The 21,976-nt window shown below is 54.9% G+C and carries 18 protein-coding genes and 2 pseudogenes; 9 read left to right on the top strand and 11 right to left on the bottom strand.

The window, feature by feature from the left end; translation table 11 throughout:
* Window positions 1-23: 23 nt before the first annotated feature.
* From WLO32_RS01020 to WLO32_RS01010, 3 genes are read left to right on the top strand one after another with little or no spacing between them, the layout of a single operon-like run.
* Entirely contained in the window at window positions 24-1,370 is a 1,347-nt protein-coding gene (locus tag WLO32_RS01020) for a GlcNAc-transferase family protein (RefSeq protein WP_435946888.1), read from the top strand.
* A complete protein-coding gene (locus tag WLO32_RS01015) occupies window positions 1,367-3,163 on the top strand; it encodes an OmpA family protein (RefSeq protein WP_435946887.1) in 1,797 nt (598 codons plus the stop codon). Before WLO32_RS01020 ends, WLO32_RS01015 begins: the two co-directional genes overlap by 4 nt.
* Before the next feature lie 20 nt (window positions 3,164-3,183).
* A complete protein-coding gene (locus WLO32_RS01010; protein ID WP_435946886.1) occupies window positions 3,184-3,675 on the top strand; it encodes a DcrB-related protein in 492 nt (163 codons plus the stop codon).
* A gap of 65 nt (window positions 3,676-3,740) precedes the next feature.
* On the opposite strand, the gene WLO32_RS01005 is transcribed toward WLO32_RS01010, so the two are convergent.
* Window positions 3,741-4,943: an NAD(P)/FAD-dependent oxidoreductase gene (locus WLO32_RS01005; protein WP_435946885.1), complete on the bottom strand. Its 1,203-nt coding sequence runs from the start codon at window positions 4,941-4,943 to the stop codon at window positions 3,741-3,743.
* Window positions 4,944-5,172: 229 nt separating this feature from the next.
* Here WLO32_RS01005 and pitA point away from each other — a divergent pair.
* Window positions 5,173-6,676, top strand: a pseudogene (gene pitA, locus WLO32_RS01000) (inorganic phosphate transporter PitA).
* A 172-nt stretch (window positions 6,677-6,848) separates the two neighbouring features.
* On the opposite strand, the gene uspB reads toward pitA, so the two are convergent.
* Window positions 6,849-7,184, bottom strand: coding sequence for a universal stress protein UspB (gene uspB / locus WLO32_RS00995; protein ID WP_121265025.1), 336 nt, complete (start codon window positions 7,182-7,184; stop codon window positions 6,849-6,851).
* Between the two features lie 332 nt (window positions 7,185-7,516).
* On the opposite strand from uspB, the gene uspA reads away from it, so the two are divergent.
* Window positions 7,517-7,954, top strand: coding sequence for a universal stress protein UspA (uspA, locus tag WLO32_RS00990; protein WP_121265023.1), 438 nt, complete (start codon window positions 7,517-7,519; stop codon window positions 7,952-7,954).
* An 87-nt stretch (window positions 7,955-8,041) separates the two neighbouring features.
* On the opposite strand, the gene WLO32_RS00985 is transcribed toward uspA, so the two are convergent.
* From WLO32_RS00985 to prlC, 4 genes and pseudogenes are all read right to left on the bottom strand, one after another.
* Window positions 8,042-8,344, bottom strand: coding sequence for a CcdB family protein (locus WLO32_RS00985; protein ID WP_435946884.1), 303 nt, complete (start codon window positions 8,342-8,344; stop codon window positions 8,042-8,044).
* 9 nt (window positions 8,345-8,353) lie between these two features.
* Window positions 8,354-8,533 carry a type II toxin-antitoxin system CcdA family antitoxin gene (locus tag WLO32_RS00980; RefSeq protein WP_435946883.1) on the bottom strand — a complete coding sequence of 60 codons (180 nt, stop codon included), beginning with the start codon at window positions 8,531-8,533 and terminating at the stop codon, window positions 8,354-8,356.
* Between the two features lie 159 nt (window positions 8,534-8,692).
* Window positions 8,693-9,446 (bottom strand): annotated as a pseudogene (gene rsmJ, locus WLO32_RS00975) (16S rRNA (guanine(1516)-N(2))-methyltransferase RsmJ).
* 8 nt (window positions 9,447-9,454) lie between these two features.
* Entirely contained in the window at window positions 9,455-11,497 is a 2,043-nt protein-coding gene (gene prlC / locus WLO32_RS00970; RefSeq protein ID WP_435946882.1) for an oligopeptidase A, read from the bottom strand.
* 168 nt (window positions 11,498-11,665) lie between these two features.
* On the opposite strand from prlC, the gene WLO32_RS00965 reads away from it, so the two are divergent.
* Entirely contained in the window at window positions 11,666-12,508 is an 843-nt protein-coding gene (locus WLO32_RS00965) for a 23S rRNA (adenine(2030)-N(6))-methyltransferase RlmJ (RefSeq protein WP_435946881.1), read from the top strand.
* Window positions 12,509-12,513: 5 nt separating this feature from the next.
* Here the strand turns inward: WLO32_RS00965 and WLO32_RS00960 are convergent, their stop codons facing one another.
* Window positions 12,514-13,212, bottom strand: a complete 699-nt coding sequence (locus WLO32_RS00960) for a bactofilin family protein (protein WP_435946880.1) — start codon at window positions 13,210-13,212, stop codon at window positions 12,514-12,516.
* Between the two features lie 311 nt (window positions 13,213-13,523).
* Between WLO32_RS00960 and gorA the strand changes: the two genes are divergently transcribed.
* The 3 genes from gorA to WLO32_RS00945 all read left to right on the top strand — a co-directional run bounded on the left by gorA (window position 13,524) and on the right by WLO32_RS00945 (window position 16,629).
* Window positions 13,524-14,876, top strand: coding sequence for a glutathione-disulfide reductase (gorA, locus tag WLO32_RS00955; protein ID WP_435946879.1), 1,353 nt, complete (start codon window positions 13,524-13,526; stop codon window positions 14,874-14,876).
* Window positions 14,877-15,397: 521 nt separating this feature from the next.
* Complete coding sequence (locus WLO32_RS00950) at window positions 15,398-16,165, top strand: winged helix-turn-helix domain-containing protein (RefSeq protein WP_435946878.1); 768 nt, start codon at window positions 15,398-15,400, stop codon at window positions 16,163-16,165.
* Window positions 16,162-16,629: a hypothetical protein gene (locus WLO32_RS00945; protein WP_435946877.1), complete on the top strand. Its 468-nt coding sequence runs from the start codon at window positions 16,162-16,164 to the stop codon at window positions 16,627-16,629. Before WLO32_RS00950 ends, WLO32_RS00945 begins: the two co-directional genes overlap by 4 nt.
* A 130-nt stretch (window positions 16,630-16,759) precedes the next feature.
* Here WLO32_RS00945 and WLO32_RS00940 read toward each other — a convergent pair whose 3' ends face one another.
* The 4 genes from WLO32_RS00940 to WLO32_RS00925 are packed head-to-tail and all read right to left on the bottom strand — an operon-like array spanning window position 16,760 to window position 21,966.
* Entirely contained in the window at window positions 16,760-17,827 is a 1,068-nt protein-coding gene (locus WLO32_RS00940) for an HlyD family type I secretion periplasmic adaptor subunit (RefSeq protein ID WP_435946876.1), read from the bottom strand.
* A gap of 4 nt (window positions 17,828-17,831) precedes the next feature.
* Complete coding sequence (locus WLO32_RS00935) at window positions 17,832-18,038, bottom strand: hypothetical protein (RefSeq protein ID WP_435946875.1); 207 nt, start codon at window positions 18,036-18,038, stop codon at window positions 17,832-17,834.
* Window positions 18,031-20,298: a type I secretion system permease/ATPase gene (locus WLO32_RS00930; RefSeq protein WP_435946874.1), complete on the bottom strand. Its 2,268-nt coding sequence runs from the start codon at window positions 20,296-20,298 to the stop codon at window positions 18,031-18,033. The genes WLO32_RS00935 and WLO32_RS00930 overlap by 8 nt, the downstream gene beginning before the upstream one ends.
* 27 nt (window positions 20,299-20,325) lie before the next feature.
* On the bottom strand, window positions 20,326-21,966 hold the full coding sequence (locus tag WLO32_RS00925; protein WP_435946873.1) for a TolC family protein: 1,641 nt from the start codon (window positions 21,964-21,966) through the stop codon (window positions 20,326-20,328).
* Between the last annotated feature and the right edge of the window lie 10 nt (window positions 21,967-21,976).

Below are 21,976 nucleotides of genomic sequence, written 5' to 3'. Positions count from 1 at the left end.
GACTTTTTAAGGGACTAAAAAATATGGATAACCTGGCGACTATTTTTATCAGTATGGCCAGCTACCGCGATCCGGAGTTAATCCCCACGCTGCGGGACATGCTGCATCATGCCGCTCACCCTGAAAATCTGCATATTGCCGTCTGCTGGCAGGATGACGAAGACCTGCGCATATTCGAACGGGCCGGGCTGGAGCCTGCCTTTCGCCGGACCGTCTGCGGACGGGAGGTCCACCGGTTTAACTATCGTCAGGCCAGGATCGATATTATCAGCGTGCATTACTACGCCAGTCAGGGCGCCTGCTGGGCGCGCAGCCTGTCGGAATCGCTGTTTGAAGAGGAACGCTATTTCCTGCAAATCGACTCCCACTGCCGCTTTATTTCCTGCTGGGATAGCGAAATGCGGGCGATGCTGCATTCGTTGCAAAGCCGGTCCGCGCGGCCGGTGCTTTCCTCTTATCCTCCCCCTTACCAGCCGGGCGAAGATGAAGAGGCCAGCAAGAAAAGCTACGTCAGCCGCCTGATCTTTCGTGAATTTAACCAGCAGGGCATTCCCATGTTTAGCTCCACGCCCTTTGGGGCCACGGAGCCGGTGCGCGGTAGCTATCTTGCGGGCGGGTTCATTTTTACCACTTCTGACTTTGTGAAGGACATTCCCAACGATCCCCATATTTTCTTTGCCGGGGAAGAAATCGCCATGACGGTACGAGCGTTCAGCTACGGATACGATATTTTTCATCCGCATAAGCCGCTGCTGTGGCATTTCTACCAGCGCAAAGAACACCGCAAAATCTGGGGCGATCATGACAATAAGGCCCGGGAAGAAGGGGTTATTGAAAAAGCCTGGTGGGAAAGAGACAGCCTGTCTAAAAAGCGCGTCAGAACGCTGCTGGGGCTGGAGGCAGAAAGCGCCGCCGTGCTCGCCCCTTATACGCTGGGCAGCAAGCGAACCTTAAGACAGTTTGAATATCAGGCGGGTATTCATCTGAAAAACGGCACGGCGTTGCCTGAGGCCATGGCGCCTAACCCGCAGGCGTTTTTCGCCGACCCGCCCGCAGACGAAGATGAGTGGATTAGCCGCCAGTATGCCTGGTATAAAAAATCTCTCACCCTGAAGCAGGAGGAATATCTTACCGGCGACGCGGAAATAAGCAGCCTGAATCTCAGCGTTTACAACCCGCAAAACGTGCTGCTGTATCAGCGCGCTTTTAAGCTGCGGGAGCTGGAAAAATTTATATCCCGGGCGCAGGAAGGCGACTGGGTTATTCCGCTCGAATTTAAAACGGCTTCCACCGTTAAGCCGGCCGTGGTTCGCATCTGCCCCTGGTCAGCTGTCGCAGGCTGGGGAAGGGTTAGGGAGAACAGCTGGTGAAAAGCGAAGCCATTTTTAGCCGTCTGGTGGGCATAGATACGTTGCTCTCTTTTGACGGCATCATCCCTTCCCCGGCGGATTTTCAGCTAAAGCTCACCTCGCTTATCGAGCAGCTTAATAAAGAGTTGATCGCCGAGGATCACGCCCAGGAAGAGAGCGAGGCGCTGTGCCGCGCGCTGTGCTGCTATTTCGATATAAGGCTTACCGACAGGCAGCAGAATAACGCCTTATCCTGGCAGCGCTACTCCCTGGTGCATTACTTTTATGGCTACAACGCCTGTGAAGATCGCCTGTCGCTTGCCGCCCAGGTTGAATCCCTGCTGCACGCCAACAGTAAAACGCTTTTCCGGTGCGCATGGCAGCTGCTGACGCTGATGATACAGCAGGAAGGGCAAACCGAAGCGCTGCTCTCGCTACGCGCCACGGGCCATGAACGCTATTTTTCTCAGCAGGAGACCCGCTGCGAGCCGGCAGAGTCCGCAGCCCTATCGCCGTCTGCGGCCCGGTCGGGCTCGCCACGGCTCATCGTATTTATTATCGGCCCCTTCGCCGGTAAATGGTTTAACCAGAACAACCTTCCCGTCAGCGGCGGCAACGGCATCGTCTGGGTTATCGCAACCAGCGCTACGCCGCTCGCCAACCGAATCGCCCATGTGAGAGCGCAGCATCCCGGCGTGGAGATCCTCGCCTATTTTCCGCTGCTTGCCGATGGGTTTGAGAACAACGGGATTTTGATTGAACAAATCAACGCCTGGCAGTACGCCCTGTCCTCCACGCGCCTGCCCGAAAACCTGCCGTGCATGCTCGGCATTTATACGCGCCTGAGCCTGCAGCGCTCATCGCATAATCCTGACCAGGCTATCTGGACCGGAAGCCTGACGGCCGCGCCAGCGCAGCCATTAGAGCTGGAAGCGCGGCTCGTCGGCCTTATCAACATGCTGAAAGCCCGCGACGGCGGCGAAGACATCTACTCCATTCAGCGACACGCGCTCGTCTGCATGCTTGTTGCCTGGCTTGCCGAAAACCGGATTATGGGCGCCCTGCAAAACCTGTTTGACACCACCCAGCTCAGCCTTGCCGACGTGGCGATTGCCGATCACGGTCAGGGATTCACCCGGCACGGGGCCTGGTCCCTGTGGCTTGCGGAAAGGTACGGCATCCTGCCGGGGCTTTCCGGCGCGATTACCCTGCCGCCGCTGCCGGGCGTTCAGCTGCCGCCGCTCAAGGCCGTGCAATCAACCCAGCCGGCGCCTCCGCTGCCGCCCGTCGCGCCGCCGCCCGCCCGCAGGCGCTGGCCGATAATCGTCGCGATACTGGCCCTGCTCGCCTGTCTGGCAGGCGGCGTTTACGTCTTCAGACACAACCTGCTCAATCAGCTGGCCCTGCTGAAATCTTTCACTGAACCCGCCAGGGAAAATGAGGCGCAAAAGGCGGGACGGCATGCTTTATCCGGCGCGGCGCCGCTGTTTCAAAAGGGCAGCAGCAGCCTGATGCCGGACAGCGAAGCCGCGCTTGATGAGATCGCTTCGGAGATAGCCCGCGTGCCGGCACAGCTATTTCTCATCATTGGCCACTCCGACAATACAGGCTCCGAAGCGGTAAACCGGGCTCTTTCCACCGAACGCGCGCGGGTCATTCGCGACAGGCTGGTCGAGCGCACGGGTTTACCTGCCGACAGTTTTATTATCGAAGGCGCCGGCAATTCACGCCCGGTAGCCAATAACGATACCCAGGAAGGACGTGCACAAAACCGTCGCGTTGAAATCATTCCGTTATCTACGCAAGGCAAATAAGGACTAAGAGATATTTAACTATGAGTAAAAAACCTGTGACATACCCAATTAACGAAGGCAGCTTCCTGACGACCCTCCCGCAGGAAGATCAGTCCATCAATATTCTTCGTTATATGGACGAGGATAATAACCCGTATAACATTTTGATTAACCGCGCCACGCTGGAAAAAGATCAGACCGTTGACGACTTTTGCGAAAAGCAGTGGGAAAAGATGAAGCGCTTTGTGCCGGGCTTTGAGGTGGAAGGGAAAAATCTCAGGCATGAAATCGGCCCGGCTAAATTACCGGTTCTGCAAACCGCCAATAAATTTCTCGAAGACGGCGGCTGGGTCAGGCAGGTGCTGTCGATTATCACCCTGCCCTGGCATCCGCAGCTCAATCCCGACTCAAGAAAGCTGGTGGTCTTTACGCTTGCGGCGAATAACGATTTTACCGAGGCGCAGCGCAAACATTACGTGCGCATTATTAATAGCTTTGTGCCGAAGGAAGCCTCGTTAAGCGTTGAGTCCTGACGGCCATGATTAGCCATAAACGGGCCCCGGCCGGGGCCTGTTTATGGCTTCGCCGCCGCGTTTTATTATCCCTCGACGCCGTCCGTCAGCGCCTGAGCGCAGGCCCAGGCCGAGCTCCAGGCCCACTGGAAGTTGTAGCCGCCCAGCCAGCCGGTAACGTCCATCACCTCGCCGATAAAATAAAGCCCCGGCACTTTTTTGGCTTCCATGGTGCGCGAGCTTAGTTCATTAGTATCCACGCCGCCAAGCGTGACTTCGGCGGTACGGTAGCCTTCGGTGCCGTTTGGCTGCACGCGCCAGTTTTGCAGCGTTTCCAGCAGTTCATTTTGCTGGCGGACGTTAAGCTGCTTAAGCGTCGCGTCCGGAATTTGCTCAAGCTGCTGCAGGCATTCCACCAGGCGCTTTGGCAGTACCAGGGCAAGGGTGTTTTTCAGGCTCTGGTTGGGATGAGCGGTACGCTGTTCGTTAAGGAAAGCATCCAGATCGGTATCAGGAAGTAAGTTAACGCTAACAAACTCGCCGGGCTGCCAGTAGCTTGAGAGCTGCAGCACGGCGGGGCCGGAAAGCCCGCGATGGGTAAACAGCAGGCTTTCCCGGAAGCTGACGCCGTTTTCGGCGGTGATGACCGATGGCACCGAGACGCCCGATAAGACCTGAAGCTGTTCAAGAAGAGGTTTATGCAGGGTAAAAGGCACAAGACCCGCGCGCGTTGGCAGCACTTTCAAACCAAACTGCTCGGCGACTTTGTAGCCGAACGGCGTTGCGCCCAGGCCCGGCATAGAAAGGCCGCCGGAGGCGATCACCAGCTTGCCGGTTTGCACCTCGTCGCCGTTGAGCTTAAGAGTAAAACCCGCTTCGCTGCGGTCGATGCTCAGCACCTCGCTGCGCAGGCGTAGGGCGACCCGTCCTTTTTCACATTCCGCCACCAGCATATCGACAATCTGCTGCGCCGAGTCATCGCAGAACAGCTGGCCTAGCGTTTTTTCATGCCAGGCGATGCCGTGTTTGCCGACCATATCGATAAAATCCCACTGGCTATAGCGCGCCAGAGCAGATTTACAGAAATGCGGGTTTTGACTCAAATAGGCCGCGGGTTCGGTATAAAGGTTAGTAAAGTTGCAGCGCCCGCCGCCGGACATAAGGATTTTACGGCCCGGTTTTTTACCATTATCGATAAGTAATACGCGGCTGCCCGCCTGCCCGGCTAGCGCCGCGCAAAACATGCCAGCTGCACCCGCACCAATAATAATGGCGTCAAACTTTTCCACGACCGACTCCCGTCTATGCTTAAGGATGGGAATTGTAAAGATTGAACGCTGGTCGCACCAGCTTAAAGCGTATTAACAATTGCAGGTAGTTGAAAAACAAAATGTAAATCTTTTCTGTGTTTAACGTCTGGACGATAAACATCAAGAAAAGTCTATATTTCACTTGGCGCATTAAGCGGTTGTCTTACATAATGCGCCGCGTTCATGTCCTCAAAATGGCGTAACGTCTATGCTACATTTGTTTGCCGGCCTCGATATGCATACGGGGCTTTTGTTATTACTTGCTCTGGCATTTGTTCTCTTCTATGAAGCGATCAACGGCTTCCATGACACTGCGAACGCAGTGGCAACCGTCATCTATACCCGCGCAATGCGATCGCAGCTGGCGGTGGCAATGGCGGCGGTATTTAACTTCCTCGGCGTTCTGCTCGGCGGGCTGAGCGTGGCGTATGCGATTGTGCATATGCTGCCAACAGACCTGCTGTTGAACGTAGGGTCCGCTCATGGCCTCGCCATGGTGTTCTCTATGTTACTGGCCGCTATTATCTGGAACCTCGGCACCTGGTATTTCGGTCTGCCGGCTTCCAGCTCCCATACGCTTATCGGTGCCATCATCGGTATCGGTTTGACCAACGCGTTGATGACCGGGACTTCCGTCGTCGATGCGCTCAATATCCCGAAGGTCATGGGGATATTCATGTCGCTGATCCTCTCCCCAATCGTGGGTCTGGTGATTGCGGGCGGACTGATCTTTTTGCTACGTCGCTACTGGAGCGGCACCAAAAAGCGTCGCCGTATCCACCTCACTCCGGCTGAGCGTGAGAAAAAAGACGGCAAGAAAAAGCCGCCGTTCTGGACGCGTATCGCCCTGATTCTTTCCGCCATCGGCGTGAGTTTCTCCCACGGCGCAAACGACGGTCAGAAAGGCATCGGCCTGATCATGCTGGTGCTGATCGGCGTGGCGCCGGCGGGCTTTGTGGTTAATATGAACGCCTCTGGCTACGATATTGCCCGCACCCGCGACGCCATCACCCACCTTGAGCAATACTACACGCAGCATGGCGAAGCCATTCAGCACGTGGTCGATCTCACCCCGGCGATCCCTACTCCGGAAGAAGTGCAGGGCCAGAATAAACCAGCAGAGTTCCACTGCGACGCCAGCCGCGCGATGCTTGCCGTACAGCGCGCCAAAGCGCTGCTGGGCAATATCGACAGCTACGATAAGCTGAGCGTGGAGCAGCGCAGCCATATGCGTCGCCTGCTGCTGTGCATCTCCGATACCGCAGAGAAGTCGGCCAATCTTCCGGAAACGAAACCGGACGATAAACGCTTCTTAAAAGAGCTGAAAACCGACCTGCTGTATACCATCGAGTATGCGCCAATCTGGATTATCATGGCGGTCGCGCTGGCGCTCGGCATCGGTACGATGATTGGCTGGCGTCGTGTGGCCACCACTATCGGCGAGAAGATTGGTAAGAAAGGCATGACGTATGCGCAGGGCATGTCCGCGCAGATGACCGCCGCCGTCTCCATCGGCATTGCGAGCTACACCGGGATGCCGGTTTCCACCACCCACGTCCTTTCCTCCTCCGTTGCGGGGACGATGGTGGTGGATGGCGGGGGGCCTGCAGCGTAAGACGGTAACGAATATCCTGATGGCGTGGGTCTTCACCCTGCCGGTATCGATTTTGTTGTCGGGCGCGCTGTACTGGATTTCACTGCACTTTATCTAAATCGGCATAGCTGCACGTCGGGCGGCGCTCACGCTTGCCCGACCTGCAAAACCGTTTAGATCTTAGGGTGGGCAAGCCATAGCGTCATCCACCGCAACGTTATTCAGGTCCTCCCAAACAAAAAGCGGGTCAGTTTACTGGCCCGCTTTTTTTATGACCTGCTTTTAACCGCCTAGTGCCAAATCATCAACCCGATAAGGCTGATAACCACTAATCCGCACAGAGCGCTGGTCAGCATAAACTGGCGGCGCAGCCTTTCACAACGGCGGATAAACTCATCGTCGTGATGATCCAGATAGCGCTGGGCGTAAATGTAGCGCACCAGGCGAATCTGTTTGCTGGGTTGACCATGCGCCGTGAAAAATCCGCCGCCGTCGACATACTGATATAACAGCGGATCGCACCCACGAAGCACCACTAACAAAGCACGTAATGACGAGTAGTAACGCGCCATATTCACCAGACAGACTACACATAGCGCCCAAAATAGAGCCACGGTGCTGATCATGTTCCCCTCCCGGCGTAGCCACAGAGCGTCGCTCCAGGACAACCGCTCACCCCGAAAACTTCAACAGACAGTTCAGCAATCAGAAGAGCCGCCGGTGGATACAGGATTTTCCGGAACGGCTCATTTAATAGTGTAGGAGATTGATTAATTTTTTCGCCACTACGTTAATCATTATCAATACGGCAGCTTTCATTTTCGGCTTGAATGTTTAAAAGGGTGGTGCATTGACGGTTTTTATCATTCGGGATAGGGTAGAAATATCATCTACAATATGAAGTCCTTACGCTGGAATCCGATTACGCCCGGGCACAACTTATGGAAGGAGTAACATTATGGCTTACAAACACATTCTGATCGCGGTAGATCTCTCTCCGGAGAGCAAGGTACTGGTAGAGAAGGCAGTTTCTATGGCTCGCCCTTACAACGCGAAGGTTTCCCTGATTCATGTCGATGTAAATTACTCCGATCTCTACACCGGCCTGATTGATGTCAACCTGGGGGATATGCAAAAACGTATCTCCGAAGAGACCCATCACGCGCTGAGCGAACTCTCTACCGGCGCAGGTTATCCGATTACCGAAACCTTAAGCGGCAGCGGCGACCTGGGCCAGGTGCTGGTCGACGCCATCAAAAAATATGATATGGACCTGGTGGTCTGCGGACACCATCAGGATTTCTGGAGCAAGCTGATGTCTTCCGCGCGCCAGCTTATCAATACCGTGCACATCGATATGCTGATTGTGCCGCTGCGCGATGAAGACGAAGATTAATTTTTAAAAAATTAGCGCCCGACTCCCGATCCGGGAAGGGTGTTAAAGCGAGATAGCCCTCTTCGCAAAGAGGGCTTTTTTATGCCTTCAGTACCCGTTTAGCAAAAAATCTACCGTATCACGGAGTACGCTGCTACAGGCTTGTAGATCCTGTACAGGGTTGCCCATCTCTTTTAAAGAGATGCCCGCCATCATGTGCGTCAGCACAATACAACGTTGATCCGCGATGTTAACCACCGGACAGATTTTCGCAGGCAGGGAGACGTCAAATTGATGCAATCCTGTCGCAGGGATCGCTAAAGAGCGATTGAGCGCGTTCGCAACGGGATGTTGCATATTAATAAGCCAGATAGATGTTTTTACCGGCGCCACGGTTCCCGTAAGCAACATACTGCGCCATCAGAAAGGCCTTTGAAGATCATTAAATGAACCGTTTTTCTCAACGAATTCGTTAAGCGCGGCGATACCTTCTTTGTTTTCCTCATACCATTCCAGCGCCCTGTCTTTTTTATGATTCAGCAGCAAGGCATCGGCCGGTTGCGAAGATGGATTCACCTCTCTTTCTCTTTTACCAGGCATGTTGTCCTCCATGAACAGGCTATGCGATATGAGGTTGTGCTTTTCTGACGAGAATAAAAAGAGTGAACTCAATACCCTTCGCGGTCCATCGTAAAAAATTTATGTACAAAATTGCCGCACAAGATTTTTTTGCGAGCGTCCCCTCAATGCAAAGCGTTGTTACGCCGCCGTCCCGGAATAAATATCGAAACGATGGCCTTTGGTCACCACGGCGTTGTGGGTTTCCACACCGCCAAGCGGAGGCGCGTAGTCCGGCCGCTTCACCACAACACGTTTAGTCGCCAACAGCCGCGCGGGCGCTAATAAACCGTCTGCGTCCTCATCGGGGCCCTACCAGCGACTGAAACACCCGCATCTCTTTTTTCACCAGCGCGCTTTTTTGCTTATGCGGGAACATTGGGTCCAGATAGACCACTTCCGGGCGCGGGGTGATGTCGCCCAGCGCGGTCAGGCTTGAGGCATGAATAAGCTGCAAACGCTCCTGCAGCCAGCCGCCGATTTCCGCGTCCTGATAGCCGCGGCGCAGGCCGTCATCGAGCAATGCGGCAACGACCGGATTACGCTCCAGCATCCGCACCCGACAGCCTACTGACGCCAGCACGAAGGCGTCGCGCCCGAGGCCCGCCGTGGCGTCCACCACGTCTGGCAAATAGCCGCTTTTAATGCCTACGGCTTTTGCCACCGCTTCTCCCCGACCGCCGCCAAACCGGCGACGATGGGCCATAGCTCCCGAGACAAAATCGACGAAAATACCGCCGAGCTTCGGCTCGTCGCGCTTGCGCAGCTCCAGATGTTCCGGGGTTAATACCAGCGCCATCGGGGCGTCTTCGTCATGCGTAAGCCCCCAGCGCTCGCTCAAAAGAGATAAGGCGCCGGAGTCGGCGCCTGTTTCCGTTAATAAACAAATTTTCACGGAATGGTTCAGCCCTTAATGCCGTAATGGGCAAGCATGGCGTCAAGCTGCGGCTCACGGCCGCGGAAGCGTTTGAACAGCTCCATCGGCTCTTCAGAACCGCCGCGGGTCAGGATGTTATCCAGGAACGCCTGCCCGGTTTCGCGATTGAAAATCCCCTCTTCTTCGAAGCGGGAGAAGGCATCCGCCGCCAGCACGTCCGCCCACAGGTAGCTGTAGTAACCCGCCGCGTAGCCGCCGGCAAAGATATGGCTGAAGGCGTGCGGGAAACGGCCCCACTTCGGCCCCGGCACCACGGCGACCTGCTTTTTGATTTCCGCCAGGGTTTCGAGCACTTTCGCCCCCTGCTCAGGGTTAAACTCGGCGTGCAGACGGAAATCGAACAGGCCGAACTCCAGCTGGCGCAGAATAAACAGCGCCGCCTGATAATTCTTCGCCGCCAGCATTTTATCCAGCAGCTCTTTCGGCAAAGGCTCGCCGGTTTCGAAGTGGCCGGAGATAAAGGCCAGCGCGTCCGGCTCCCAGCACCAGTTTTCCATAAACTGGCTTGGCAGCTCGACGGCATCCCACGGCACGCCGTTAATGCCGGAAACGCCCGCCGTTTCAACCTGCGTCAGCATATGGTGCAGGCCGTGGCCGAACTCATGGAACAGGGTGATAACTTCGTCGTGGGTAAACAAGGCAGGCTTGCCGTTCACCGGCCGGTTAAAGTTACAGGTCAGATAGGCGACCGGTTTTTGCAGCGTGCCGTCGGCTTTACGCATCTGGCCGACGCAGTCGTCCATCCACGCTCCGCCGCGTTTGTTTTCGCGGGCGTACAGGTCAAGATAGAAGCTGCCGCGCCGGGAGCCTTTTTCGTCATACAGTTCGAAGAAACGCACGTCCTGATGCCAGACGTCGACATCTTTGCGCTCTTTGGCGGTAATGCCGTAAATGCGTTTCACCACTTCAAACAGACCAGCTACCGCACGCTCTTCCGGGAAGTAAGGACGGAGCTGCTCGTCGCTGATGCTGTACAGATGCTGCTTTTGCTTTTCGCTGTAGTAGGTGATGTCCCACGGCTCCAGCTCATCCACATCGAATTCTTTTTTCGCAAACGCGCGGAGCTGCGCCAGTTCGGCTTCGCCCTGCGGACGCGCGCGCTTAGCCAGGTCAGTCAAAAATTCGAGCACCTGCTGCGGGTTTTCCGCCATTTTGGTGGCCAGCGATTTCTCCGCGTAGTTGCCAAAGCCCAGCAGCTGCGCCAGCTCGTGGCGCAGCGCGAGGATCTCTTCCATTACCGGCGTGTTGTCCCATTTACCCGCGTTCGGCCCCTGATCGGAGGCGCGAGTTGAATAGGCGCGATACATCTCTTCGCGCAGTTCGCGGTTGTCGCAGTAAGTAAGCACTGGCAAATAGCTTGGAATATCCAGCGTCAGCAGCCAGCCATCCTGCTCTTTCGCTTCGGCCTGGGCGCGGGCCGCCGCCAGCGCGCTTTCCGGCATCCCGGCCAGCTGCGCTTCGTCGGTAATCAGCTTCGTCCAGCCCATAGTCGCGTCGAGCACGTTGTTGCTGTAGGTCGAACCCAGTTCGGACAGGCGCGCGGCGATTTCGCCGTAGCGCTTTTGTTTTTCTTTCGGCAGGCCGATGCCGGAAAGCTCGAAGTCGCGCAGCGCGTTATCAACGGCTTTTTTCTCCGCCACGCTCAGGTCGGCATAGTACGCGCCGTCGCGCAGATCGCGGTAAGCCTGGTATAAACCTTCGTGCTGGCCGACCCAGGTGCTGTATTCAGAAAGCAGCGGCAGCGTTTGCTCGTAGGCTTCGCGCAGCTCCGGGCTGTTCTGCACGGAATTCAGGTGGCTTACCGGCGAAAAAATACGGCCCAGACGATCGTCCACTTCCGCCAGCGGCTGGCAGAGGTTATCCCAGCGGTAAGGCGCGCCCTGCGCCACAACGCTTTCCACTTTTGCGCGGCAGTCGTCCAGCGCCTTCTGTACGGCGGGGACAACATGTTCTGGTTTCAAAGCGGAAAACGGAGGCAGATCGAAAGGGGTCAACAATGGATTGGTCATAAGCGCGATTCCTGGTATCAGTAAGTAGAGCGCTCGGCTGGCGCTACAAAGGCAATCTAACTAACATGAGGCTTAGTGTAGTTAATTTCAATGCCGGACGGCGAGCATAAGGCTGTATACTGTGCACATTACGTAGTCCTTCTTAGTCTTTTGGAAACCCTGCAAGCCATGCTCAGTTATCGCCACAGCTTTCACGCCGGCAACCACGCCGACGTACTGAAACACACCGTTCAAAGCCTGATTCTTGAATCCTTAAAAGAGAAAGAAAAGCCTTTCCTCTATCTCGACACCCACGCAGGCGCAGGCCGATACAAACTGAGCGGCGAACACGCCGAACGCACCGGTGAATACCTTGAAGGCATCGCCCGCATCTGGCAGCAGGACGATCTGCCGGAAGAGCTGGAGGCGTATATTGGCGCCGTGAAAGCTTTTAACCACAGCGGCCAGCTGCGCTACTATCCCGGCTCCCCGCTGATTGCCCGTCATTTGCTGCGCGAGCAGGACAGCCTGCAGCTTACCGAGCTGCACCCGTCGGACTTCCCGCTGCTGCGCTCTGAGTTTCAAAAAGACCATCGCGCCCGCGTTGAACGCGCCGATGGCTACACGCAGCTGAAAGCCAAACTGCCGCCGGTTTCCCGTCGCGGCCTGATTCTTATCGATCCGCCCTATGAGATCAAAACCGACTATCAGGACGTGGTGAAGGGCATCAGCGAGGGCTATAAACGTTTTGCCACCGGCACCTATGCGCTGTGGTATCCGGTTGTGCTGCGTCAGCAAATCAAACGCATGATTCGCGATCTGGAAGAAACCGGCATTCGCCGCATTCTGCAAATCGAACTGGCGGTGCGCCCGGACAGCGACCAGCGCGGTATGACCGCCTCCGGCATGATCGTTATCAACCCACCCTGGAAGCTTGAGCAGCAGATGGCGAACGTGCTGCCATGGCTGCATAAAAAGCTGGTTCAGGCGGGCACGGGTTCCACCACCCTGAGCTGGATAGTGCCGGAATAAATCCGCTATTCGCTATGAGCCGGTAAGATCCCCGTGGCGCGCTCCGCGGGTTTTTCCGGCTGGTTCTTTTTGATTTTCACTACGCGCTCAGGCTCGGGCTTTTGCTCCGTCACCACCAGCCGCTCCGCCTGTCCCAGGAAACAGCCGCCGGGACGTATGGAAAACGCGTCGCTGCGGCTGATGCCTTCCATCTCACCGTGCTCGTGAATCTCAATATTTTCACTGATGCAGGTTCCCTGCACCCGCCCGTTAATAATGATGCTGGGCGCCTTAAACTCTCCTTCAATAAAACCGCCGCGCATCACATACAATATGCCGTCCTTCAGATTGATGTGGCCCTGCATTTTGCCGTAAACCTGAATGTCGCCTTCTATTTCGGTATTGCCGGAAAACACGGTGTTTTGCGCAACGATGGTGCAGCGACGCGCGCCCTGGGAAGCCTGCATATTTTCCACGGAACCGGCAACGGCCGCCGCAGCCGGGGAATCATCGACGGCTTCCGCCGCCCGCGGCGATTTTTTTTTGAACATAATAAATCCTTTTTTCTTAAAGAATGGAAAGAGAACAAAAGTGATAAATAGCGCAGCGGCAGCGGCCAGCACTTCCCTTTTCCACGCAAAGACATAGCAAATCAGCGTCAGCAGCCAGCCGGTCCAGACAAGCCACAGGCAGGCGTTCGCCGCGTCGCGGGATAGCTTCATCATTTCAGGGAAGAAAAAGGGAAAAGGCAACAAGCCGGACGTCGAAAAAATGTCGGCTTATGGAGAATAAGACGGGTATAGCCAGGAGATATGAAATAAGGCATCCTTTTCCTTACTGTGCCAGCGACTACTCGCTAACTTAGCAGTTTATGCGGCGGATGAACACCGGCGCGATAAGCTGATAAGAGCTATTTTATGAAACTATTCATCAGGATAGCTTCGCCCTATTGCAAATATAGGAGCGCCCTTTGCGGCTTTCGAAGGGGAAGCGTTACAATCCCGGCAACTGATTTCTTACTTATGGAAACCTGCAGATGACCAAACACTATGACTACCTCGCCATTGGCGGCGGCAGCGGCGGTATCGCTTCTATCAACCGTGCGGCGATGTATGGCAAGAAGTGCGCGCTGATTGAGGCAAAAGATCTGGGCGGCACCTGCGTGAACGTAGGCTGCGTCCCGAAAAAGGTCATGTGGCACGCGGCGCAAATCGCCGAGGCTATCCACCACTACGGTCCTGATTACGGTTTCGATACCACGGTGAACAACTTCGACTGGGACAAACTGATCGCCAGCCGCACCGCGTACATCGACCGTATCCACACCTCTTATGACAACGTGCTGGGAAAAAATAACGTTGATGTCATTCGCGGCTTCGCCAGGTTTGTGGATGCCCACACCATTGAAGTGAACGGTGAAACCATTACCGCTGAGCATATTCTTATCGCCACCGGCGGCCGTCCAGGCCATCCGCATATTCCGGGCGTGGAGCACGGTATTGATTCCGACGGTTTCTTCGCGCTGCCGGCGCTGCCAAAACGCGTTGCCGTGGTCGGCGCGGGTTATATCGCCGTGGAAATCGCCGGCGTAGTCAACGCGCTGGGTTCTGAAACCCACCTGTTCGTGCGTAAACACGCGCCGCTGCGTACTTTCGATCCGTTAATCGTTGAGACCCTGCTTGAGGTGATCAACACCGAAGGCCCGACGCTGCACACCCAGGCTGTGCCGAAAGCGGTGGAAAAAAATGCCGACGGCAGCCTGACGCTGCATCTGGAAGACGGCCGTTCTGAAACGGTGGATTGCCTGATCTGGGCGATCGGCCGCGAACCGGCAACGGACAACATTAACCTGGCCGCCGCGGGCGTGAAAACCAACGCGAAAGGCTATATCGAAGTGGATAAATTCCAGAATACCTGCGTACCGGGTATTTATGCCGTGGGCGATAACACCGGCGCGGTGGAGCTGACTCCGGTCGCCGTTGCCGCGGGTCGTCGCCTGTCCGAGCGCCTGTTTAACAACAAGCCGGACGAGCACCTGGATTTCAGCAACATTCCTACCGTCGTGTTCAGCCACCCGCCGATCGGCACCGTGGGCTTAACCGAGCCGCAGGCGCGCGAGCAGTACGGCGACGAAAATGTGAAGGTTTATAAATCTTCCTTCACCGCGATGTACACCGCCGTAACCTCCCATCGTCAACCATGCCGCATGAAGCTGGTATGTGCGGGCGCGGATGAGAAAATCGTCGGCATCCACGGCATTGGCTACGGGATGGACGAAATGCTGCAGGGCTTTGCGGTAGCGCTGAAAATGGGCGCGACCAAGAAAGACTTCGACAACACGGTCGCGATTCACCCGACCGGCGCAGAAGAATTCGTCACCATGCGCTAACGGCGTAACACACCTTAGCCCCGCGTAATTAATCCACCTCCATGCTTTATGGATGGGGGTGGATCTCTTCCTCGCCTGTCGCCCTTTCTTTCCAAACGCGTTAGTTTACCTGCTGAGCTCAGCAGCTATTACGGCCACCGCCGGGCAGGCTTCTGTGCTGGCAGGATAATCATCAACGCCGCAGCCCGCGCATTGAAAAGCACGCTCATCCATAATCACAGCGCTCCCGTGAAGGGATTCCGGGTATTATATTTTCAGAACCTTTGTAAAAGTTTCCTGAAAACGGATGCTTTTTAATAAAAATACGCTTATATCTTATACATATCGGCCCGCGCCATATTATCAGTCCTGGTATTCGAACATACAGAACGGTGGCATCGATCACAGTAAATTTAGTATCCGCACAACGTAAAGTTAATGTTAAATAGTTTACTTTGGTTGTGATTGTGTTTATCTGCACGTAAATAAACCTACAGAACCTTTTAATCTACACATATCGACATCAGAGTTAAGAGGGATCTATGTATCTGATAAATAAAAACATTGAATTCCATCCCGAACGCTATCAGCTAATCAACAGAGAAAAAGGAGGCCAGTCAATTTCGTTACCCGTATCAGCCAGCCGCTGTCTGTTAGCGCTGTTAGCAAATAAAAGAGTTGTCACCCATCAGGAGCTATTCGAATTTGTATGGGGAGAACACCACCGCGAAGTCACCCCGAATAATCTCTACCAGAACATAAGCATATTACGTAAAACTTTAAAAATAGTTGATCAAAATACGAGCGACTGGATTAATACCGTCCCGAAAAAAGGGTTTGCTTTCAACGTAAACATCCCGCTAGAGGAAATAACGGGTCACGATAGCCAGACGCAACCCCCTCCTGAAAAACTCATTATGACGCAAGAGCAGAGCGTAAAAAGAAGGCGCCTGCATGATATTCCACTGAATAATAAGGAGAAACTTATTTTTCTGGGCTTTGTTGTTTTAACCGGCCTGGCAATGTTTCTTATAAATGGCCTGCCGCCGTCCCGAGAAGTTTCGGCATCTTTTATTTTCTACCAAAAAATTGGCGCCTGCCTGGTCTATATCAATAACGATATGCGGGAGAAAAACGTCCATGAAAAGATATTGCTGCAGTCCAATCTCGACTGCCAAAAACTCCCCTACGCCTATATTACTGCTTACAGCATCGTCCACGCCGCAACGATAATAGAATGTGAAAAACCGATAAACAGCGCCCGGCAACATTGTGGTTCTTTACTGCTCAGAGAGGTAAATGCGTCATGAAAAGACTCTTCTTTGCTCTGGCGGGAATCCTCATTTTATTTGCCGCCGTACTCTTTATTTATCGCGCACATCAAACGCATTATTTTTCCTGCACCGCCCATTTCCAGGTCAATAATGGAGAGATATATTTAAGAACCATGCTCAGCTTTACGTTTATGGGAAAAGAAGGCACCGTATCATTAAGAGGCGAGGTAAACGATGCGCAAAAGAACAGAACGCCGCTTAACCGCCTGGTGTTTTTTTCATTCACCGAAAAGGATAAAAATTATAAGCTGCATTCGGTAAATATTTCCAAAGAAAACACCGACCGCACGGATGATGCTCTCCTTAAAAAACTTCTGTACTCCTTCTATCTGGAAAAGAATAAAATGGCGCAATATAAAATAATCCAGCAAAAAAATGCTGATTACGTCATTTATGATGGCAATCTGCCTTTAGCCTACTGCCATCAAAATAAATATTGATGATGAATACCCCCTATAAAGAAACCACCGCTGTCAGGTGGTTTTGACACTGCGGCAAGCCCCTGCCGGCCAGCAAAGTGAGACCAGCCGGATAAGCTCGGCCGGTTGCTTTATTCTCATTTATATAAATTCACTTTTCTCTGAACGCCTCCTGAACGCGCAATAAAGGACGCAGCAGATACTGCAGCAGGCTCTTTTCTCCGGTTCGGATATCAACGGTCGCCGTCATTCCGGGGATCACGCGCAGCTCCCGGCTCCCTTGTTTCGTCAGCGTATTGCTTTCCGTCAGCACCATTACGCGATAATAGGTTTCCTCTCCTCCCGTCGCCTTTCTGGGAGATTTCGCATCCTCATCCTTTAATGCGCCAGGGCTGATGTTTTGCACAATTCCGCTCAGCCCGCCGTAAATTGAGTAATCATAGGCGGACAGCTTAACCACCGCCTGCTGGCCGGGGGCCAGAAACGCCACGTCCGAGGGTTTTATTTTTGTCTCCACCAGCAGCTGATCGTCCAGCGGCGTTACCTCCATAATTTCCGCGCCCGGTTGAATAACGCCTCCGATGGTATTAATGCGTATGTTATTCACGATACCCCGCACCGGCGAGCGCAGCTCCGTTCTTGCCAGCGTGTCCTGGCGGCCCTGGGCGGTTTCCTGCAAACTTGTCATCTCCACTTCTACCTTCGAGAGTTCATCATTGGCCTCGCTACGGTAACGGTTACGGCGCTCAATAATCTGCGACTGGGTATCATTGGCCTGGCGTTCAAGCTTGAGCACCTCCGTTTTTGAAAGCAAAGACCGGGCCGCCAGCGCTTTCGCCATGCTGAGCTCTTTTTGAATCAGCTGCCTGGTGCGCTCATAGCCGGCAACAGATTCATCCAGCGCCTTCTTGCGCAGCTGATAGGCGTCCATTTCTCTTAGTAAAAGTTCAGGCTGCGCCCTGATCTCATCGGAGAAGACGGGCGTTTTTCCGGAGGCCTCGGCGGACAGGCGCGCCGCCTGCGCCTTCAGCGCCAGCAGCCGGTTAGCGCTTTCCCGAAACGACGCTTCCGCGCGGGTAGGATCGATACGCACCAGAATTTGTCCTTTTTCGACGGTGTCTCCTTCATGCACCAGCAGCGCCTCCAGTATCCCGCCTTCGAGGCTTTGCAGAACCTGTTCCCGGGAGCTGGGGATAATTTTGGCCGAGCCGGTAGTCACCTCTTCAATGTTGAAGCAGGCCCGCCCACGCCAGGGTGGCGAACACTAACCCAACGCTGACAAAACTGATGGTTAACCATCCCTCCCAGCGATCCTGCCTTGCCGCCCGGACAATATCGCTGGCGGTGTCCGCGCCAAACTCATACCCCCTATCCGTACGGGCTATGGCCGCACCTGCGGCTTTACCGTCGCGCCGTAAAAACTTAAGCATGCTCCGCCTCCTGAGACGCCGCCTGCGCCGTCTGCGGGCGGGCTGAAGCGCGCACCACGGAAGCCGCCGGAATTTTGCCTTCGTTCAGGGCGGCGACAACGTCATTTTTGGGGCCATCGGCGACCTTCAGCCCTTCGTCCATGACGATGATACGGTCGACGTATTTCAGCACCGCCGGCCGGTGGGTCACGATAATGACCGTTCGGCCCTCGAGCGCGGGCAGTAAAGCCTGAAGCACCGTACGTTCTGACCCCATATCCATACCCGACGTCGGCTCATCAAGCAGCAGCACGTCCGGCTTTGTCAGCAGCGCGCGCGCGAGGGCTATCGCCTGTTTTTGTCCGCCGGACAGGGTTTCGCCGCGTTCGCCCACCGGCATGCCAAGCCCCATCGGGTGGCGCGCCGCGATGTCGCTAACGCCGGTTATTCTGGCGACGTGCAGCAGTTCTTCATCACTGACGTAAGGCGCGCCCATCAGGATATTATCCCGCAGCGTGCCGAACATCAGACGCGGCTCCTGGCTTACCAGGGCAATTCTTGAACGCAGCTCCCCGGCGGCAATCTGGCGGATATCGACGCCGCCGATCGTTAACGAGCCGCCCGTTGGCTGATAGAGCCCGACAAGCAAACGCAGCAACGACGACTTGCCGCTCCCCATTTTTCCCAGGATGGCTACGCGTTCGCCATGCCGGAAACAAAGGTCGAGATGTTCGACAACCGCGGGCAGATCCTGCTTATAGGTAAAGCTCATATCCTTACAGACGATATCCGTCTGGCTGCCCTGCGGCAGCTGGACATACACTTTTTTCTCTTCGCTTTCGCTCGGCGTCTGCATCAGCTTATTCAGTATGCCAAGCGACGTTTTCGCCTGCTGAATACGCAAGCCCAGGGCGGCAAGCGTGGCGACAGGGGCGACAGCGCGCCCCATCAGCGTCATGGTGGCGATGATGCCGCCCATAGAAATCGTGCCGTCGCCGACCAGGTAGGCTCCCCACAGTAATAAAATCACCGTGCCGAACTGCTGGGTGGTCTGGATCATGCTCGAGCCCATCGTGGCCAGAAAACGCGATTTCATGGCTATCTCAGACAGCCGGACGCTGGCGATATCATGCTTGCCGGCGACCAGGTTTTCCGCCCGCAGGGATTTAATGGTTTCCAGGTTATCAAGCGTTTCAATCACCAGGCCATAGCGGTTGCTGCCAATTTTCATGGATTCTTCCGCATGCCTTTTCAGCGGTATCTGCATCAACAGAACCATCGCGACGATGAAGAACAGGGACAGCAAAACGCACCACACCAGCGGACCGGCGACCAGGTATATAACCGCCAGGAAGAGGAAGACAAAGGGTAAATCAGCGAGGGTGGTCAACGCCGCTGAGGTGGTCAGATCCCTGACCGTCTCAAAGCTCTGCATCACGTTGCCAAACGCGCCGCTCGACTGCGCCCGGTTTTCCATCTTTCCATGCAGCACATGACGGAAAATCTGCGCGCCCAGCACCAGGTCGATCTTTTTGCCTGCCCGATCGGTTATCCATGCCCGCGTCAGGCGCGCGATAAGTTCAAATAACAGCGCCACGCAGACCCCGATGGCCATCGTCCAGAGGGTGACATAGGTCTGGTTTGGCAAGACGCGGTTATAAACGGTCATGGTGAAGATAGACATCGCCAGCGCCAGAATATTAATAATGACGGACAAAGCCACCGCTTCGAAAATATAACGCTTGAATCCCCAAAGGGTGTGCCAGAACCAGTGCTTATCCGGGGTTTTAATTAAATCGTCGGCGCGGCGATCCATATATGATTTGGGACGAATTAACAGCATCTCACCCGGATAGCCGGCGCAGAAGTTTTCCTGGCAGATTTCAACCGCGCCGCTTCCCAGCTCGGGGATAATGACCCGGCACGTTTTTTCGTCAAGCCAGGTTAATACGACGAAGCCTGTCTCCAGCCGAACAACGGCGGGCAGCAGGAAAGACCTTATTTTATCCAGCGGAATAGCCTGCCAGCTGGCAACCATTCCCCGGCGCCGTAGCGCGGCGACCGCCCACTCGTTTTGCTGCTGTGGATTTTTTTCATCGGGACAGCGGGGCATGCCGCTCGTTATTTCGGCGAGCGTCAGGCGCACGTCAAATAAACGCAGTGCGCTCTGCATCGCCGGCGCCAGGGAATTATTTTGCGGGCTGCCTGCTGGCGCCGCGGCGGTATTTTCGGCTAATTCATCCAGCGGAAATTCGGGGTATTGCGTCGCTAAATTTGACATAATTTATTCTCTTCCCTTAGAAGACGGCTACCACGGCCATTCACGCAGTATCTGTTGTGAGGCAGTGCCCTTTGTTTCGGCGACGGCTAAGCGTTCCTCCCCGGCGTCCTTATTGCTTTGCTGCGGAGAAATGAATTTTTCTGTTGAAGCAGTTAGCGTAGCCGTCCGGGCCGCAGAATTTTTAAATTCAGCGGTATTATTGCCGGCTGCAATTATCGCAGACGCGGAACCAACCCCAGCTGCCGGCTGCTTTTCTCTTTCCTTTTCTTTGAGCTTAGACCGGGCTACGGCCTCCTTAAATTCATTAATATCTTTACTGTCGGAAACCGCGAGAGAAACCGTATTTATTGCCGCGGACAACGGCTGGCCGGGCAGGGTTTTCACCTTTTTAGCCAGATCGCTCATTTTTCCAAGGGCGGAAACAATCTGCCACTGCGTGGCGCTGTACTGCACCTTCTGCTCTTCATAGCTCGCAAGGCTTGAGTAATAGTCCGTCACGAAAGAAATGAGATCCGTTAACGGACGCTGGCCTGCAAAAAACTGCGTTTCGCCGTCTTCCCAGGTTTTCTTTGCCGAGGCCGCCTGCCGGGCAAGCGCCTGAATTTGCTGTTCGCGCAGCGGCAGCGACACCCACAGCTGGGCAAGCTGCTGCTTAAGCGTTCTCATCGTGGCGTCAAGCTCCTGCTCCGCAGCGGAAAGCCGCCGGGATTCCCCTTTTAACGTCGACGCGCCCCCGCCGCCGTCCCATAAGTTCATATCGCTGCTAAGCTGCAAGGTCGCCGCCTTAAAGGGCTCCATTTCCCCCTTCACACGCGGACTGTCCAGCGTCAGCTGTACGCTCCATTTTGGACGATTCCATTTTTCGGCAAGCCTTACGGACGCCGTAGCCCCATCTCGTTTATGACGGGCGACAATCCATGAGGGATGGGTTTGCAGCGCGCTTTCGGCTACGGCAAGGCTTGCGGGCAATAGCCCGGCCTTTTTTAATTCCGGCAGCCCGCTGACCAGCGCGACATCTTTATTTAATAATTGCGAAAGCTGCGTCAAAGCCTGCTGCTGGCTGGTATAACTCATTTCACGACTGGCGATAATAGCGCTCAGGCGGGTAGATATCTGGTTAATTTCCGATGCGCGTCCCGAATCGATAGCGGCGATATTTTTCACGCGCTGCAGGAGATCTTTTAGCGCCGCTATTTCATCATCTAATACCGCAACCACCCTGGCGTTTGTTAAAGCCGCCGTATATAACGACAGCACCTGCTGGTTAATCGATTCGCGGGTTACCATTATCTGGGCAAGCTGCATATTATAGGCCGCCTGCCTGCCCTCAACGGCCGCTTCGGTACGGCCATGGTCATACAAGACCTTGCTGATATTGAGGTGGGGCGACAGGGGATTATTTTCCGCCCCCGGCTGCCCGGCATAGCCTGCGGAGCTGACGCCTGCGCTAACCTGCAAATTTGTCGCCGCCTTTGCCTGTTCAATATCAAAATAAGCCGCATTGCCTGCAGACCGCGCCGACTGAATAGCGGGATGCGACTCGGTCAGCCTTATTAAATCAATAAAATCACTCGCCCGAGCCGTTGAAAAAGGGATGGAAATAATCAGACCGCAGGCGAAGCCAGCCCTCCGCATAGCCAGAATGATATTTGTTAATAACGGTTTCATAACTTCCCTT

Origin of the sequence: Dryocola mayonis (assembly GCF_051307045.1) — a bacterium.
GTDB lineage: Bacteria > Pseudomonadota > Gammaproteobacteria > Enterobacterales > Enterobacteriaceae > Dryocola.
The sequence above is the reverse complement of the archived record's forward strand: the minus strand, read 5'-3'. Positions and strand labels throughout refer to the sequence as shown.

Excerpts from the sequence above, each read along its gene's own strand:
- WLO32_RS01020 (WP_435946888.1), top strand. The coding sequence starts at position 24 with ATGGATAACCTGGCGACTATTTTTATCAGTATGGCCAGCTACCGCGAT.
- WLO32_RS01010 (WP_435946886.1), top strand. The coding sequence starts at position 3,184 with ATGAGTAAAAAACCTGTGACATACCCAATTAACGAAGGCAGCTTCCTG.
- uspB (WP_121265025.1), bottom strand. The coding sequence starts at position 7,184 with ATGATCAGCACCGTGGCTCTATTTTGGGCGCTATGTGTAGTCTGTCTG.
- uspA (WP_121265023.1), top strand. The coding sequence starts at position 7,517 with ATGGCTTACAAACACATTCTGATCGCGGTAGATCTCTCTCCGGAGAGC.
- WLO32_RS00985 (WP_435946884.1), bottom strand. The coding sequence starts at position 8,344 with ATGTTGCTTACGGGAACCGTGGCGCCGGTAAAAACATCTATCTGGCTT.
- WLO32_RS00980 (WP_435946883.1), bottom strand. The coding sequence starts at position 8,533 with ATGCCTGGTAAAAGAGAAAGAGAGGTGAATCCATCTTCGCAACCGGCC.
- prlC (WP_435946882.1), bottom strand. The coding sequence starts at position 11,497 with ATGACCAATCCATTGTTGACCCCTTTCGATCTGCCTCCGTTTTCCGCT.
- WLO32_RS00965 (WP_435946881.1), top strand. The coding sequence starts at position 11,666 with ATGCTCAGTTATCGCCACAGCTTTCACGCCGGCAACCACGCCGACGTA.
- WLO32_RS00960 (WP_435946880.1), bottom strand. The coding sequence starts at position 13,212 with ATGATGAAGCTATCCCGCGACGCGGCGAACGCCTGCCTGTGGCTTGTC.
- gorA (WP_435946879.1), top strand. The coding sequence starts at position 13,524 with ATGACCAAACACTATGACTACCTCGCCATTGGCGGCGGCAGCGGCGGT.
- WLO32_RS00950 (WP_435946878.1), top strand. The coding sequence starts at position 15,398 with ATGTATCTGATAAATAAAAACATTGAATTCCATCCCGAACGCTATCAG.
- WLO32_RS00945 (WP_435946877.1), top strand. The coding sequence starts at position 16,162 with ATGAAAAGACTCTTCTTTGCTCTGGCGGGAATCCTCATTTTATTTGCC.
- WLO32_RS00935 (WP_435946875.1), bottom strand. The coding sequence starts at position 18,038 with ATGCTTAAGTTTTTACGGCGCGACGGTAAAGCCGCAGGTGCGGCCATA.
- WLO32_RS00930 (WP_435946874.1), bottom strand. The coding sequence starts at position 20,298 with ATGTCAAATTTAGCGACGCAATACCCCGAATTTCCGCTGGATGAATTA.
- WLO32_RS00925 (WP_435946873.1), bottom strand. The coding sequence starts at position 21,966 with ATGAAACCGTTATTAACAAATATCATTCTGGCTATGCGGAGGGCTGGC.